The 15,473-nt window shown below is 71.0% G+C and carries 14 protein-coding genes; 9 read left to right on the top strand and 5 right to left on the bottom strand.

Annotated elements, in window-relative coordinates; all coding sequences use genetic code 11:
• Positions 1-385 precede the first annotated feature (385 nt).
• Together ACWGSR_RS01445 and ACWGSR_RS01440 are read right to left on the bottom strand one after the other, a co-directional pair.
• Positions 386-931: a hypothetical protein gene (locus ACWGSR_RS01445; protein ID WP_453562885.1), complete on the bottom strand. Its 546-nt coding sequence runs from the start codon at positions 929-931 to the stop codon at positions 386-388.
• Positions 932-984: 53 nt separating this feature from the next.
• The gene (locus tag ACWGSR_RS01440; RefSeq protein ID WP_453562883.1) at positions 985-1,767 is read right to left on the bottom strand and encodes a GNAT family N-acetyltransferase; all 783 of its coding nucleotides are present in this window, start codon (positions 1,765-1,767) and stop codon (positions 985-987) included.
• A gap of 542 nt (positions 1,768-2,309) precedes the next feature.
• On the opposite strand from ACWGSR_RS01440, the gene ACWGSR_RS01435 reads away from it, so the two are divergent.
• The 4 genes from ACWGSR_RS01435 (at position 2,310) to ACWGSR_RS01420 (ending at position 5,118) form a co-directional block, all read left to right on the top strand.
• On the top strand, positions 2,310-2,708 hold the full coding sequence (locus ACWGSR_RS01435; RefSeq protein ID WP_376241287.1) for a DUF1707 SHOCT-like domain-containing protein: 399 nt from the start codon (positions 2,310-2,312) through the stop codon (positions 2,706-2,708).
• A complete protein-coding gene (locus ACWGSR_RS01430) occupies positions 2,705-3,022 on the top strand; it encodes a hypothetical protein (protein ID WP_453562881.1) in 318 nt (105 codons plus the stop codon). The genes ACWGSR_RS01435 and ACWGSR_RS01430 overlap by 4 nt, the downstream gene beginning before the upstream one ends.
• Before the next feature lie 444 nt (positions 3,023-3,466).
• The gene (gene kdpF, locus ACWGSR_RS01425) at positions 3,467-3,556 is read left to right on the top strand and encodes a K(+)-transporting ATPase subunit F (RefSeq protein ID WP_376241291.1); all 90 of its coding nucleotides are present in this window, start codon (positions 3,467-3,469) and stop codon (positions 3,554-3,556) included.
• A gap of 254 nt (positions 3,557-3,810) precedes the next feature.
• The gene (locus ACWGSR_RS01420; protein ID WP_453562878.1) at positions 3,811-5,118 is read left to right on the top strand and encodes a sensor histidine kinase; all 1,308 of its coding nucleotides are present in this window, start codon (positions 3,811-3,813) and stop codon (positions 5,116-5,118) included.
• Positions 5,119-5,241: 123 nt separating this feature from the next.
• On the opposite strand, the gene ACWGSR_RS01415 is transcribed toward ACWGSR_RS01420, so the two are convergent.
• Together ACWGSR_RS01415 and ACWGSR_RS01410 are read right to left on the bottom strand one after the other, a co-directional pair.
• Entirely contained in the window at positions 5,242-5,961 is a 720-nt protein-coding gene (locus tag ACWGSR_RS01415; protein WP_376241294.1) for a cation transporter, read from the bottom strand.
• Positions 5,961-6,296, bottom strand: coding sequence for an ArsR/SmtB family transcription factor (locus ACWGSR_RS01410; RefSeq protein WP_376241296.1), 336 nt, complete (start codon positions 6,294-6,296; stop codon positions 5,961-5,963). Before ACWGSR_RS01410 ends, ACWGSR_RS01415 begins: the two co-directional genes overlap by 1 nt.
• A 332-nt stretch (positions 6,297-6,628) precedes the next feature.
• Here ACWGSR_RS01410 and kdpF (ACWGSR_RS01405) point away from each other — a divergent pair, with 332 nt between their 5' ends.
• From kdpF (ACWGSR_RS01405) to ACWGSR_RS01385, 5 genes are all read left to right on the top strand, one after another.
• A complete protein-coding gene (kdpF, locus tag ACWGSR_RS01405) occupies positions 6,629-6,718 on the top strand; it encodes a K(+)-transporting ATPase subunit F (RefSeq protein ID WP_331917799.1) in 90 nt (29 codons plus the stop codon).
• 8 nt (positions 6,719-6,726) lie between these two features.
• Positions 6,727-8,391 (top strand): potassium-transporting ATPase subunit KdpA, encoded by a 1,665-nt coding sequence (kdpA, locus tag ACWGSR_RS01400; RefSeq protein WP_453562877.1) that lies wholly within the window; start codon positions 6,727-6,729, stop codon positions 8,389-8,391.
• Positions 8,388-10,523, top strand: a complete 2,136-nt coding sequence (gene kdpB / locus ACWGSR_RS01395; RefSeq protein WP_453562876.1) for a potassium-transporting ATPase subunit KdpB — start codon at positions 8,388-8,390, stop codon at positions 10,521-10,523. Before kdpA ends, kdpB begins: the two co-directional genes overlap by 4 nt.
• Positions 10,524-10,529: 6 nt before the next feature.
• A complete protein-coding gene (locus ACWGSR_RS01390) occupies positions 10,530-11,201 on the top strand; it encodes a potassium-transporting ATPase subunit C (protein WP_453562874.1) in 672 nt (223 codons plus the stop codon).
• A gap of 130 nt (positions 11,202-11,331) precedes the next feature.
• Positions 11,332-13,875 carry a DUF4118 domain-containing protein gene (locus tag ACWGSR_RS01385; RefSeq protein WP_453562872.1) on the top strand — a complete coding sequence of 848 codons (2,544 nt, stop codon included), beginning with the start codon at positions 11,332-11,334 and terminating at the stop codon, positions 13,873-13,875.
• Between the two features lie 259 nt (positions 13,876-14,134).
• Here ACWGSR_RS01385 and lysA read toward each other — a convergent pair whose 3' ends face one another.
• Positions 14,135-15,469 carry a diaminopimelate decarboxylase gene (lysA, locus tag ACWGSR_RS01380; RefSeq protein ID WP_453562871.1) on the bottom strand — a complete coding sequence of 445 codons (1,335 nt, stop codon included), beginning with the start codon at positions 15,467-15,469 and terminating at the stop codon, positions 14,135-14,137.
• Positions 15,470-15,473: the final 4 nt, after the last annotated feature.

Here is a 15,473-nt window from a genome sequence, read left to right as displayed (position 1 = left end):
AAGCAGCGTCTGCCCGGGCTTTCCGGGCGGGCGCGTCAGGAAAGCGTCAAGACGTACTCGTCGGGCTCGGGAGGTGTTCCTCGTCGGCAGGTGCCACCGGAGGGCTTTGGACCGAGGCCTTCGCGTTCGTCCGAATGCGTGGCGCCATCGGCTGTCACGGCTCCGGCCGGACGGAACGCTGGCCGTGGAAGGCTGGATCCGGGACCTGGACAGGCAAGGACGGCCGGACGGTGAGATCGAGCTGCGGGTCGTCACGCGTGGACGGTGCCACGGGTACTTCGTGATGACACCCGTGCCCGGATCGCTACCGGTGCCGGAGGAGGCCCGGCTCGTGGCGAGCGACCTGGCCGTCCTCGCCGCGCTTGTGCTGGACGCTCCGGAAGGGCTACTCCAGGCCGGAGACCTTCAAGACGGAGCGCGTGGTCTCCGCGTGGACGTGCAGGGAGAGTCGGGCGAGGTCGTCGGTGCCACGGGTGAGGAAGCCGCGCTGCCGGGAGGCGCGGGCGCCTGCCTCGATCCGCAGCCACAACCCCGGGTTGGCGAGGAGGACCCGGAGGTCGACCTCGGCCCGCGACCCCTCGTCGTCCCGCAGGACCAGACGCCGGGAGGTGCCCTCCGGCCAGGAGACCGAGGTGAGCCGGTCGATGCGGACCGTCCTGGTGAGCCACAGCCCCCGGACCACGAGCAGGCCCGGTGCGACGCCCACCCGTGCGGGCAGCAGGATCACCAGCAGGAGTGCGGCCAGGGCGATCCACCCCGCTGTGCCGAGCAGGGTCGGTTCGTGCACGCAGGCGTCGACACCCAGCGACGTCCCGAGCAGCAGCCCCGCGCACGCGAGGGCGGAACGCGCTTCGCCCGCCCAGCCGGCATCGTGCAGTACGTCGTCGACGGGGCCGGGTACGGGTCGGGGAGCGGGAAGCGGGGGCTGCATGGCGCTGACGCTAGGCGTTCGGGACGGAGGAACCGGGTGGAGCTACGCGTTGTTTACGCGGCGGTGGACAGATTTGACGCGCCGCTGACGTGGAGGGGGCCGGTCGTGTGGTCCACGTACTCGCGGACCAGCCGGAAACCACCGGTCCAGGCGAGAAGACGGCTCGCACGGTCGTCGCGTGAGCAGCTCCAGGTGGCGGTGCGCCCCCGGGCGGCGATGTCGGCGGTCAGCCCGGCGAGGCAGGCCGGGCCCAGGCGCCGTCGCCGCTCTCCGGGGCCGGCGGCGCAGACCACCTCCTCGTACCGACTTCCGACGAACCGGGTACAGGCCACCGCCAGCACCTCGTTCCTGCCGAAGGCGGCCCAGCCGTGCCCGGACCGGGCGAGCGCCATGGGACCGTCCCAGGTGGAGTCGATCCGGCCGAGGCCCGGTGCGGCGGCGAGTGCCGGTCCGTCCTGGGCACGCAGGCGTCGGACGATCACTCCGCGCGGCACCCGCGTCGACACGCCGGCCGCACGGTGGACGTACAACATGCGGTGCCAGGGAAGCAGCAGGTCGAAGGCCGCGCCCAGGACGGGCAGGAACCGGTCCGGAGCCGCCACACGCCGATCGGCCAAGGGGAAGAGGTCGGCCGGGGCGAGCGCGGTCGGATCGCCCGCCAGGAGGGCGTGGGAACCGCACGTCACCGCGATGGCACGGGGGTACGCGGCGCGGTCGGTCCACCAGGTGCCGTGACGGGTGGCGAGGACGTGCTCGGCCAGTGCCGCGATGCCGGGCGCTCCGGTGCGGAAGGCCCGTGCGGGGGCCGGCGGCTGGTGGGCGGGGTGCGGGATCACGGGAAACCTCCGGAGGCGAGGGGCCGCGCACTGCTTGCCGCGAACCCCTCGGGAACACGGTGGAGCGTGCTGCGGAAGGCTTTGGGGAAGACCGGGCCGTCCATGCGGCCGAAACCCCGGAGAGGGGGACGGGCCGACCGGGGTCCGCGGCACGCGAGTGCCGGAGGAGTGTGTGCGTCCGGCACCCGCGGCACGGCTGCGGACGGACCACGGGGCCGCGGGCTGGAGGCGCGGGCGTCGGACGGCAAGACGGCCCGCACCCCTGTCGACCCGGGATGGTCGAGCCACTGACGTCCTCGGACCGGTGAGCCGCCGAAGACGAATCTAGCCGCCCGGGACCCTGTGGTCGGCGGTGAAGCGTAGGCTTTGACGAGGCTCATACGACGTATGGGTGGTTTCCGCCGAAGCACTGTACTGATGTGGTGAAGGAGCGTCAGGAAGACCTCGGAGAAAGCCGATCCGTCACGGCGAGTGGTGGGCGTTGTCAGCCGAGTTCGGTGACCGCCAGGTTTCCCGGTGAAGGCTGACGGGCGGCCGAGGTCATGACTTCGCCGCCTGCGTCGCGCGGAGATCTGCGACAGGACCGGGACGGAAGCGTGTCGGGAGAGAACTCACCCACCGCGAAGCACTCCGCGCCCGGATCACCGCCCGAGCTGCGGGCTTCCCACGCGGACCGGGATCGAGCGGTCGATGTGCTGCGCATCGCGGCGGGAGACGGCCTGCTGACCGCGGACGAGCTGGACGAGCGCCTGGAAACCGCCCTCTCCGCGCGGACCTTGAGCGAACTGGCCGTGCTCACCGCCGATCTGCCGACTGCGCCGACGGCAGCCCGGCGCGGATCACGGAGATCAAGGACGTCGTCCGGATCGAGCAGGTCTTCAGCGGCAAGGTCGAGCGGACGGGCCGCTGGGTACTGCCGCGGCGACTGGAGCTCGCGGTGACCTGGTGCGACGTGACGCTCGACTTCACCGAGGCCGTGATCACGCAGGACACCCTGCGGATCGACGTGGCCATGACGGGGAAGAGGCTCACGCTGGTCACGGGGCCCGGCATCGAGGTCGACGTCGACGGCCTGACCCTTGTCCATTGCAGGCTCAGCCACCCCCGTGTGCGGACACCGCCCTGCACACCGACCACGCTGCGGGTCGAACTGGTCGGCGGGAAGACCCATGGCAGGGTGGTGGTGCGACCCTCGCGGCGGGCGTTCTCGCAGTGGTTGTCGCGCAGGCCCGCGTCCCTGCCCCCGAGTGCCTGACCGCATCACCTCCGGGCGCGGGTGAACCAAGCCGCTTGAGCATCGCCGAGATCGATGCGCCTTCGCCGCACCATGTCGGGGGCTCTTCCGGGCCGGAACGCGGTGCAGGGTGATCACCTCGCGGGGGATGGGGCAGCCGTCCATCGAGGGCACCGGACGCGAGGAGGTTCCGGCCTGTGGGGACAGGAGGTGGCCGCAGGCCAGGCGCGTACCGGACGTGTCCGTGACGAGACTCGCCCTGTGCCTCCGGAATCCGCGTTCGCCGGCCGGACTCGTCCGATCGTGTGATCCGCCCGTACGAGACCCGTCAAGGCTTCATCAGCGTGCACGGTTTGCGCGACAGGGCGGCGTCAAAGTGGATGAGCGGCTGCTCCGCCCCCGTTTCGATCAGGGAGGACAACCGCGTCCCGGCGTCCGCCTTCCTCCAAGAGGAGTTGATCGTACGTGACCATCGAGAACGTGGTCGGTCTCATCGTTGCCCTCGGCATCGTCGGCTACCTGGCAGCCGCGCTGATCAACCCGGAGAAGTTCTGACCGGCGCCGGGCGTCCGGGGACGGGAGCACCGGACGGGTGCCCGGATCTCGGTCCGCCCTTCCGGCGGCCAGGGGGACTGAGGGTCCTCGCCGAACGCGGCGTCGGTGCGACCGCCGTCACGTTCTCCGGAGGCATCGACGTGCGCATGCTGACGCACGAGCGGGCCGGGCGAGGGCACGGAGCGCCTGCGGGACACCGGGCTCTGCCGCTGTCCCGCCGTATCGCGGGTCCGGCGGCCGGGATCGTCCTCCCCGTGCTGCTGACCCTGTTGCTCGATCGGGCCCGGGGAACCCTGAACCCGACCGGCGAGGCGCTGCTCCTCCTGGTGACCGTGGTCGGGGCGGCCCGTATCGGAGGCCTCCTCTCCGCGTTCCTCGCCGTGGTCACGGCGTCCCTTCTGCTCGACCGCCGGTTCCTGCCGTCCGTCGGGACGTTCTCCTTCCACGACACCGACGACATGATCGTCCTCGGCGTGTTCGTCCTGGTTGCGGGAGTCGGCACGGTGGTCGTCGATCGGTCACTGCGGCTGGCGCGCCGCGCCGCCGCCGAGGCGGGGACCCTCGCTGCGCTCGCCGGGTCCGTCGCCCGGGGCGAGAACACCGTTCCGGCGCTCCTCGCCCGTACGCGGGAGACCTTCGGCGCAGACTCCGCCGAACTGGTCGACCGCCCTGTGGACGACCCCGACGCCAGCCAGGTCGCCGTCGGCGACGACGCCTTTCTCGTCCTGCGGGGGTGCGTGCTGCCCGCCGCCGAACACCGGGTCCTCGCCGCCTTCGCCGCTCACATCACCGCGGCGGTCGAGCGCGCCCGTCTCGTCGAGTCGGCGGCCGAGGCGGAACCCGTGAAGGCCGCCGAGCGGACGCGGACCGCCCTCCTCTCCGCCGTCAGTCACGACCTGCGGACTCCCCTCGCGGCCGGCTGGGCCGCCGTCGCCTCGCTGCGCAGCCCCGATGTGGACTTCACCGCCGCGGAACGCGACGAACTGCTCGCCGCCGCCGACCAGTCCATGGCCCGGCTCAGCCGGCTCGTTGAGGACCTGCTCGACATGAGCCGCCTCCACGCCGGGGCTCTGACCTTCACTCTCCGTCCCACCGCCTGGGACGAGGTCCTTCCCGCCGCCCTGGGTGGGCTCCCGGACGCGGGGAGCCGGGTGATCGCGCGGGAAACGGAGGATGCACCGCTCGTGCTCGCCGACCCGCCCCTGCTGGAAAGGGTCGTCACCCATCTCGTTGCCAACGCGGTCCGCCACTCCCCGCCCGGACAGCCGGTCCTCGTCAGTGTCAGCGCCCTGTCCGGCCGGGCCGAACTACGCGTCGTCGACCGCGGACCCGGCCTGCCGGAGGCCGACCGCGACCGCGTCTTCGAGCCGTTCCAGCGGCTCGGCGACACCGACAACACCACCGGCGTCGGACTCGGCCTGGCATTGGCCCGCGGGCTGACCGAGGCGATGGGCGGCACGCTCACCCCAGAGGACACCCCCGGGGGCGGACTGACCATGGCGGTCTCCCTGCGCCGCGCGGAAGGCCCCGCTCCTGCCACTCCCGTACGCGCCGAACCCTGAGGCCGTACGGACCGGGTGCCCGGCCTGGCGCGGGATCCGGGCGTGCCGGAGCGAGGGCCGTCCTATGGACACGGACGGGGCACGGGTGCCGGCGAAGGCATGGCCGCGGCCGGTTCCACACGCTCAGGAGCAGCAGGAACATCCCGGGTGGCAGCCGCGCGTGTTGGTTGCGGAGGTGTCCGCCGACACCGCGGGCCGAAGCGTGCCGGGCCCGCAGCAGCCCTTGCCCCGCCAGGCGTCGCGACCCTCCTTGACGGCGACGGCGGCGATGACGATGGCGGCGACGGGATCGGCCCACGACCAGCCCACGATGGCGTTGAGGAGCAGGCCGGCCAGAAGGACGGCGGAGAGGTACGTGCAGAGCAGGGTCTGCTTGGAGTCGGCGACCGCGGAGGCGGAGCCGAGCTCGCTGCCCGCACTGCGTTGAGCGGCGGAGAGGAACGGCATGACCGCCAGGGACAGGGCGGCCAGGGCGATGCCGGTGAGCGAGCGGTCCGCCCCGGCGGAGCCGGTCAGCGCGCGGACGGCGTCGAAGGCGACGTAGGCGGCGAGCGCGAAGAACGAGAGGGCGATGATCCGCAGGGTGCGCCGTTCGCGGGATTCGCGGACGGCGTGGTCACGGGCGGAGAACTGCCAGGCGACCGCCGTGGCGGAGGAGACTTCCACGACGGAGTCGAGGCCGAAGCCGACGAGAGCGGTGGAGGAGGCGATCGTGCCCGCGGTGAGCGCGATGACCGCCTCGACGACGTTGTAGGCGATGGTTGCGGCGACGAGCAGGCGTATCCGCCGGGCGAGCGTGTCGCGGCGGGCCGGCGACGGCCCGAGCGGTATGCCGGTGGCCATCAGCAGCACCCCTTCTCGTCGGCGTCCGGGCACGTCTTGTCCGACTCGACCGCGACGACGGCGGCGAGCAGGTGGTCCAGGGCGTGGCCGAGGCGTTCGTCGGCGAGTTCGTACCGGGTCCGGCGGCCGTCCGGGGAGGCCACCACGAGCCCGCAGTCCCGCAGACACGCCAAGTGGTTGGAGAGCCGGGTCCGCGAGACCTCCAGGGCTTCCGCGAGGTCGGCCGGGTAGGCCGGGGCCTCGCGCAGCGCGAGGAGGACGCGGCAGCGGATCGGGTCGGCGAGGGCTCGGCCGAAACGGGTCAGTACGTCGATGTCGGAGGTGAGGCTCAACATTCGGCCACGGTACACGGTGTTCTGAATTCAGGTGTACGTGAACTAGTGGTGAGGTGGAGCTCTTGTCCGGCCGTTTTCAGGGAGGGGTCACGGCCGGGTTCCGGCCCCTGCGGGAGCGGCTGCGCGTAGGAGACGCGTCAAGACGGGGGCCGAAGGCGTAAGGGCGTCGTCAACGAAGGCGGTGGGCGGCTGAAAAGGGCGTTTCCTCATCTCGTCCGAGAATCCGCTTTTCTTCTTCATCGGGAGTTCACGATGGCCGACCTGGCCTTCGTCGTCACCACGGTCGCGGTCTTCGCGCTGGTGGCGTTCATCGCCAAGGGGGTGGCGAAGCTGTGACTGTCGAGAACGTTGTCGGTCTGATCGTGGCCGCCGCCCTCCTGGGCTATCTCGTCCTCGCCCTCGTCAAGCCGGAGAGGTTCTGAGTCAAGAGATGAGTCCTGTTCTTGCTGGAGTCCTCCAGCTTCTGGCGCTGATCGTCGCGCTCGGCCTGTCGTACCGGCCGCTCGGTGACCACATGGCCAAGGTGTATTCCTCGGAGAAGCACTACAAGCCCGAGAAGTTGATCTACAAGGCGATCGGCGCGAACCCGACCGTCGAGATGCGCTGGCCGGCCTATCTGCGTGGCGTCCTGGCGTTCTCCGCGGTGAGCGTGCTGTTCCTGTATCTGCTGCAGCGGGTGCAGGGGTCGCTGCCCGGTTCGCTGGGCTTCGCCTCGATCGACCCGGACCAGGCGTTCAACACGGCCGCGTCCTTCGTGGCCAACACCAACTGGCAGTCGTACTACGGCGAGCAGGCCATGGGCCACGTCGTGCAGACCGGCGGCCTCGCGGTGCAGAACTTCGTCTCGGCGGCGGTCGGCATGGCCGTGGCGGTCGCCCTCGTGCGCGGTTTCGCGCGGTCGCGCACGGGTGAGCTGGGCAACTTCTGGGCCGACCTGGTCCGCGGCGTCGTCCGGATCCTGCTGCCGATCTCCGTGGTCGGCGCGCTCGTCCTGGTGGCGTGCGGAGCGATCCAGAACTTCTCCGGCATCCACGAGGTCGGGCAGTTCACCGGCGGCACGCAGCAGTGGAACGGCGGCGCGGTCGCCTCCCAGGAGGTCATCAAGGAGCTGGGCACCAACGGCGGCGGCTACTTCAACGCCAACTCCGCTCACCCCTTCGAGAACCCCAACGGTCTGTCGAACCTCTTCGAGATCTACCTGATCCTGGTCATCCCGTTCGCGCTGACGCGGACGTTCGGCCGGATGGTCGGCTCGCTGAAGCAGGGGTACGCGATCCTGGGCACGATGGCCGCGATCTGGCTCGGGTTCACGGCGCTGATGATGTGGACCGAGTTCGCGGGCAGGGGAGCGGCGTTCGAGCTGGCCGGCGGTGCGATGGAGGGCAAGGAGACCCGGTTCGGGATCGCCGGCTCGTCGCTGTTCGCGGTGGCCACCACGCTGACCTCGACGGGAGCGGTGAACTCCTTCCACTCCTCCTACACCGGTTTCGGCGGTGGCATCACCATGCTGGGCATGCAGCTCGGCGAGATCGCGCCCGGCGGTGTCGGCTCGGGCCTGTACGGCATGCTGATCATGGCGGTCATCGCGGTGTTCCTCGCCGGCCTGATGGTCGGCCGGACCCCGGAGTACCTGGGGAAGAAGATCGGCACCCGCGAGATCAAGTTCGCCGCCTGCTACATCCTGGTCACCCCGGCGCTGGTGCTGTGCTTCACGGCCGCCTCGTTCGTCCTGGACACCCCGGCGAACTCGATGACCAACTCCGGCGCGCACGGTTTCTCCGAGATCCTCTACGCCTACACCTCGGGCGCCAACAACAACGGCTCCGCGTTCGCGGGCCTCAATGCCGACACGCAGTGGTTCAACACCACGATCGGCATCGCGATGCTGCTGGGCCGGTTCCTGCCGATGGTGTTCGTCCTGGCCCTGGCCGGTTCGCTGGCCGAGCAGAAGCCGGTCCCGGAGACGGCGGGCACCCTCCGTACGGAGAAGCCGCTGTTCACCGGCCTGCTGGTCGGCACCATCATGATCATCACCGGTCTCACCTACTTCCCGGCGCTCGCGCTGGGACCGCTCGCCGAAGGGCTCGCGGCATGACCAACGACGTAAAGAAGCACGAGGACGACATGTCCACCGTCACTACGACCAAGGCGCCCCACGGCGACCTGTCCGGGGGACACCACGCCCCGGGGCGGGTCGGTGGGGGTCTCTTCGACCCTCAGCAACTGGTCAAGTCCTTCCCGGACGCGGTCAGGAAGCTCGACCCGCGCGTGATGATCAAGTCGCCGGTCATGTTCGTGGTGCTCGTCGGCTCGGTGGTCACGACCGTCCTGGCGGTCATGGACCCCACGGACTGGTTCGGCTGGGCGATCACCGCCTGGCTTTGGCTGACCACGATCTTCGCCAACCTGGCAGAGGCGGTCGCCGAAGGCCGCGGCAAGGCCCAGGCCGACACCCTCCGCAAGGCCAAGACCGGCACCGTCGCCCGCCGACTCATCGGCAAGAACGAGGAGCGCGTCCCCGGCACCGACCTGCGCGTCGGCGACCTGGTGGTCTGCGAGGCCGGCGACATCATTCCCGGCGACGGTGACGTCGTCGAGGGCGTCGCGTCCGTGGACGAGTCCGCCATCACCGGCGAGTCCGCCCCCGTGATCCGCGAGTCCGGCGGCGACCGGTGCGCGGTCACCGGTGGCACCAAGGTGCTCTCCGACCGGATCGTCATCAAGATCACGACGAAGCCCGGCGAGACCTTCATCGACCGCATGATCAACCTGGTCGAGGGCGCGGCACGTCAGAAGACCCCCAACGAGATCGCCCTCAACATTCTCCTCGCGTCCCTCACCATCGTCTTCCTGCTCGCGGTCGTCACGCTGAAGCCGTTCGCGATCTACGCGGGCGCCGACGAGCAGACCTCGCTGATCGTCCTCACCGCCCTGCTGGTCTGCCTGATCCCGACCACCATCGGCGCGCTGCTCTCCGCCATCGGCATCGCCGGCATGGACCGGCTCGTCCAGCGCAACGTCCTGGCCATGTCCGGGCGTGCGGTCGAGGCCGCCGGCGACGTCTCCACCCTGCTGCTCGACAAGACCGGCACGATCACCCTCGGCAACCGGCAGGCTTCCGAGTTCGTCCCGGTCAGGGGCACCACGGAGGCCGAACTGGCCGACGCCGCCCAGCTGTCCTCCCTCGCCGACGAGACGCCGGAGGGCCGCTCGATCGTGGTCCTGGCCAAGGAGAAGTACGGCCTGCGCGAGCGTCACCAGGGCGAACTGGCCGGTGCCGAGTGGATCGAGTTCACCGCCCAGACCCGCATGTCGGGTGTCGACTTCGAGGGAAAGAAGGTGCGCAAGGGCGCGACCGGTTCGGTCGTGGCGTGGGTGAAGGAGCGGGGCGGCATTGTCTCCGAGGACGCGCAGGCGCTCACCGACCGGATTTCCCAGGCTGGTGGCACGCCGCTGCTGGTGGCTCTGGAGGACGGCAAGGGCGCGCGCGTCCTGGGCGTCATCCACCTGAAGGACGTCGTCAAGGACGGCATGCGGGAGCGGTTCGACGAACTGCGCCGCATGGGCATCAAGACCATCATGATCACCGGAGACAACCCGCTGACCGCGAAGGCCATCGCCGAGGAGGCCGGCGTCGACGACTTCCTCGCCGAGGCCACCCCCGAGGACAAGATGGCCCTCATCAAGCGCGAACAGGCGGGCGGGAAGCTGGTCGCGATGACCGGCGACGGCACCAACGACGCCCCCGCGCTCGCGCAGGCCGACGTCGGCGTGGCGATGAACACCGGCACGTCGGCCGCGAAGGAGGCCGGCAACATGGTCGACCTCGACTCCAACCCGACCAAGCTCATCGAGATCGTCGAGATCGGCAAACAGCTCCTCATCACCCGCGGCGCGCTGACGACCTTCTCGATCGCCAACGACGTGGCGAAGTACTTCGCGATCATCCCCGCGATGTTCGCGGTCGCCTACCCGTCGCTGGACAGGCTCAACATCATGGGCCTGGCCTCGCCCGAGTCCGCGATCCTCTCCGCCGTCATCTTCAACGCGCTGATCATCATCGCGCTCGTGCCGCTCGCCCTGAAGGGCGTCCAGTACAGGCCGACCAGCGCCGACAAGATGCTGCGCCGCAACCTCGGCGTATACGGACTCGGCGGCCTGATCGCCCCCTTCCTCGGCATCAAGATCATCGACCTGCTCCTCTCCCTCGTCCCCGGAATCGGCTGATCCACGATGAACAACTCAGCAGCGAACACCGGCCGCGTGCTCTGGGCGGGCCTGCGTGCCCTCCTCGTCCTCACCGTCGTGTGCGGCGTGCTCTACCCGCTGACCGTCACCGGGATCGCGCAGGTGGCCTTCCCCGGCAAGGCGAACGGCTCCGAGATCGAGGACGCGAGCGGCAAGGTCGTCGGCTCCGCACTCATCGGCCAGACCTACAATCTGCCGGTGAAGGAGGGTGAGGAGACGCCGGCCCCGGACCTGAAGTGGTTCCAGCCCCGCCCCTCCAACGGCCTGGGCGCCAACAGCGTCAACACCCAGTACAAGATCATCCTCTCCGGAGCCACCAACCGCTCCGGCGACAACGAGGACCTGATCACCTGGGTCAAGGACGCCAAGGCGGCCGTGGTCAAGGACAACTCGGTGAAGGGTTACACGGTGAAGCCGTCGGACGTCCCCGCCGACGCCGTGACGTCCTCCGGCTCCGGCCTGGACCCGCACATCTCCCCGGAGTACGCGAAGCTCCAGGTCCACCGGGTCGCGGAGAAGAACCACCTCACCGTCGCCCAGGTCGACAAGCTGGTCGCCGACCACACCGACGGTCGCGTCCTCGGCTTCGTGGGCGAGCCCCGGGTCAACGTCCTGCGGCTCAACACCGCGCTCAAGGAGCTGGTGGCCAAGAGCTGACGGCCTTATCGAAGCTGCACGGGAGCCGGTGGACCCGGGACCCCTCCGGGTCCACCGGCCGGCCACCGGACGTACTGATCACCGAGCCCGGCACGGGCCACCGTTTCGAGCCGTAGGAGAGACGCAGAACATGGGACGCGGAAAGTTGCGCATCTACCTGGGAGCGGCGCCGGGCGTCGGCAAGACGTACTCCATGCTCTCCGAGGGGCACCGGCGCGTCGAGCGGGGCACGGACTGCGTCGTCGCGTTCGTGGAGCACCACGACCGGCCCCGGACCGAGGTCATGCTGCACGGCCTGGAAATGGTCCCGCGCCGGACGATCGAGTACCGGGGCACGTCCTTCACGGAGATGGACGTGGACGCGGTCCTGGCCCGGCGACCCGCCGTCGCGCTCGTGGACGAACTGCCTCACACGAACGTCCCGGGCTCACGCAACGCCAAGCGCTGGCAGGACGTCGAGGAACTGCTCGCGGCCGGCATCGACGTCGTCTCGACCGTCAACATCCAGCACCTGGAGTCGCTCGGGGACGTCGTCGAGTCGATCACCGGCGTCCGGCAGAAGGAGACGGTCCCCGACGAGGTCGTCCGGCGCGCCGACCAGATCGAGCTGGTCGACATGTCGCCGCAGGCGCTGCGCCGGCGCATGGCGCACGGCAACATCTACAAGCCGGACAAGGTCGACGCGGCCCTCTCCAACTACTTCCGCCCCGGCAACCTCACCGCCCTGCGCGAACTGGCGCTGCTCTGGACCGCCGACCGGGTCGACGAGTACCTCCAGGAGTACCGGACCGAGCACCGGGTCTCGAAGATCTGGGGTTCGAGGGAAAGGATCGTCGTCGGCCTCACCGGGGGGCCGGAGGGCCGGACCCTGATACGCCGTGCCGTACGCCTGGCGGAGAAGGGCGCGGGCGGTGAGGTGCTGGCCGTCTACATCTCCCGCAGCGACGGCCTGACCTCGGCGTCCCCGAAGGAGCTCGCCGTCCAGCGGACCCTCGTCGAGGAACTGGGAGGCACCTTCCACCACGTCGTCGGCGACGACGTGTCCGCCGGCCTCCTCGCCTTCGCGCGCGGGGTCAACGCCACCCAGATCGTCCTCGGCGTGAGCCGCCGCCGGTCCTGGCAGTACGTCTTCGGGCCAGGCGTCAGCGGTACGGTCGCCAGGGAGTCGGGGCCGGACCTCGACGTCCACATCGTCACCCACGACGAGGCGGCCAAGGGCCGCAGCCTGCCGGTCCCCGCCCGGACGCGGCTGGGTCGGCCCCGCACCCTGTGGGGCTGGGCCGTCGGTCTCGCAGGGCCCGTCCTGCTCACCCTGCTGTTGAGCGGCGTTCTGCCCGATGTCGGCCTGGCCAACGACGTACTGCTCTTCCTGGCGCTCACCGTGGCCGCGGCCCTGCTCGGCGGGCTCCGACCCGCCCTGGGGTCCGCGGCCGTCGGATCGCTCCTGCTCAACTGGTACTTCACCCCGCCGCTCCACCGGCTCACGATCGCCGACCCGCGCAACATCGTCGCTTTGGTGATCTTCGTCGGGGTCGCCGTCTCGGTCGCCTCCGTGGTGGACCTCGCCGCCCGCCGCACGCATCAGGCCGCCCGGCTGCGTGCGGAGGCGGAGACGCTCTCCTTCCTCGCCGGCAGCGTGCTGCGCGGGGAGACCGGTCTGGACGCCCTGCTCGAACGGCTCCGGGAAACCTTCTCCATGGAGTCGGTGGCGCTCTTGGAGCGCGATGCGGACACCGGACCGTGGTCCTGCGTCGCCGCCGTCGGCCACCGTCCTGTCGGCCGTCCCGAGGCCGCCGATGTGGACATACCTGTCGGCGACCACCTGGCCCTCGGCCTCACGGGCCGTGTCCTGCCGGCCGAGGACAGACGTGTTCTCGGAGCCTTCGCCGCCCAGGCCGCCGTCGTCCTCGACCGGCAGCGCCTCGTGGACCAGGCGGAGAAGGCCCGCGAGCTCGCCGAGGGCAACAGGATCCGCACCTCGCTCCTCGCCGCCGTCAGCCACGACCTGCGCACTCCGCTCGCCGGCATCAAGGCATCCGTCTCCTCCCTGCAGGCCGACGACGTGGAGTGGTCGGAAGAGGACCGCGCGGAACTGCTCGCGAACATCGAGGACGGCACCGACCGGCTCGATCACCTGGTCGGCAACCTCCTCGACGTGTCCCGCCTGGAGACCGGAACCGTCACGGCCGTGATCAGGGAGACCGACCTCGACGAGGTCGTCCCCATGGCGTTGCTCGGCGTCCCCGAGGGCAGCGTCGACCTCGACATCCCCGAGACGCTCCCGATGGTCGCCGTCGACCGCGGCCTGCTGGAACGGGCCGTCGCCAACATCGTGGAGAACGCCGTCCAGTACAGCCCGTACGGGGAGCCCGTCCTCGTCTCGGCGAGCGCCCTCGCCGGCCGCGTCGAACTCCGCGTCGTCGACCGCGGCCCCGGCGTCCCCGACGAGGCCAAGGAGCGCATCTTCGAGGCCTTCCAGCGCCATGGCGACGCCCCGCGTGGCGAGGGCGTCGGCCTGGGCCTGGCGGTGGGCCGCGGATTCGTCGAGGCGATGGGCGGCACGGTGACCACCGAGGACACCCCCGGAGGCGGGTTGACCATGGTGCTCAGCCTCCGCACGGCAGACAGCCCTCACCTCTCGCTCCCGGACCCCTCCACGGAGGGGGCGACATGAGTTCGGTGGCGGACGCCACCTTCAAGGAAGGGCCGTGCGAGGAAGGCCTGCCGGGCGGTTCGCCTGGAGCGGTCCGTACGAGCCCACCGCGGAGCAGTTGCAGGAGGCAGAGAAAGGGCCACGTGGCGGACCGGTCCTCGGGGTCGGTGTCCCCGATCGACACGAGGACAGCAGACGGGGCGACCGACAGGGCCGCCCCTCGCGGGATGGCGACCCTGTCGGCCCGGCCCCCTTCACAGACGGGGACCGGGAGGCGACCTCACTCCCCGACGTCCCGTACGCGGAAGTCCTCCAGCGTCTCGCGCCGGACCAGCACCCGGGCCGTGCCGTCGTGGACCGCGATGACGGCGGGGCGGCCGACGAGGTTGTAGCCGGAGGCCATGGACAGCTGGTAGGCACCGGCCACCGGTACGGCGAGCAGGTCGCCGGGCCGGACGTCGCCGGGCAGTTCGGCGTCGGCCGCGAGGACGTCGCCGGCCTCGCAGTGCCGGCCCACCACGGTGACCGCACGGGCTTCGGCCGCCGAGCGGCGGCCGACGAGACGGGGTGCGTAGCGTGCCCCGTACAGTGCGGGGCGCGGGTTGTCGCTCATGCCGCCGTCCACCGCGACGAACACCTTCTCGCCGGTGCGCTTGACGGCGAGCACCCGGTACAGGGCGATTCCGGCGGGCCCGGCCACGGCCCGCCCGGGCTCGACGACGAGCCGGGGGAGGGGCAGCCGGGCGGCGGCGCAGCCCTCGGCGAGCTCCGCGCGCAGCCGCCGGGCGAGGGCGGTGAGGTCGAGGGAGGGCTCGCCGGGCCGGTAGGCGATGCCGTGGCCGCCGCCCATGTCCAGCTCGGTCAGGACGACGCCGTGCGCGTCACGGACGCGGGCCATCAGCCCGACCATCCGGCGCAGGGCCACCAGGTAGGGCTTCACCTCGGTGATCTGGGAGCCGATGTGGCAGTGCAGGCCGGTCAGTTCGAGCCTCGGCAGGCCCAGGATCCGCGAGACGGCGTGCTGCGCTCCGCCGTCGGTCAGGGACAGGCCGAACTTCTGGTCGTCCGTACCGGTACGGATCTTGTCGTGTCCGCCGGCCGAGACGCCCGGCACCACGCGCACCATGACCTTCTGCCGCTCGCCCGGGACGACCGCGGCCGCGATCCGGGCGATCTCCGACGGACCGTCGATGACGATCCGCCCCACGCCGAGCCGCAGCGCCGTCTCCAGGTCGCGGGGCGACTTCGCGTTGCCGTGCAGCACGACGCGCTCCGGAGGGAACCCGGCCGTGACGGCGAGCTCCAGCTCCCCGGCGGAGCACACGTCCAGGCCGAGCCCCTCCTCCCGCACCCAGCGGACCATCGCACGGGACAGGAACGCCTTGGCCGCGTACAGCACGTCGGCGTCGGGGAAGGCGTCCCGGTAGATCCGGCAGCGGTCGCGCACCTCGCCCTCGTCGAGGACGTAGACGGGAGTGGCGAAGCGCTCGGCCACCTCCGCCAGGGACACCCCGCCGACGGCCAGGTCGCCGTGCGGGAGGCGCCGCGTGGACGCGGGCCACACGGACAGGTCCTCCGCGCCGGCGGTGACCTCGGTGACGATCTCGGTGGTCATAGGA

It is taken from the genome of Streptomyces sp. NPDC055632, from assembly GCF_053618675.1.
This window is presented reverse-complemented; position numbering and strand designations above follow the sequence as displayed.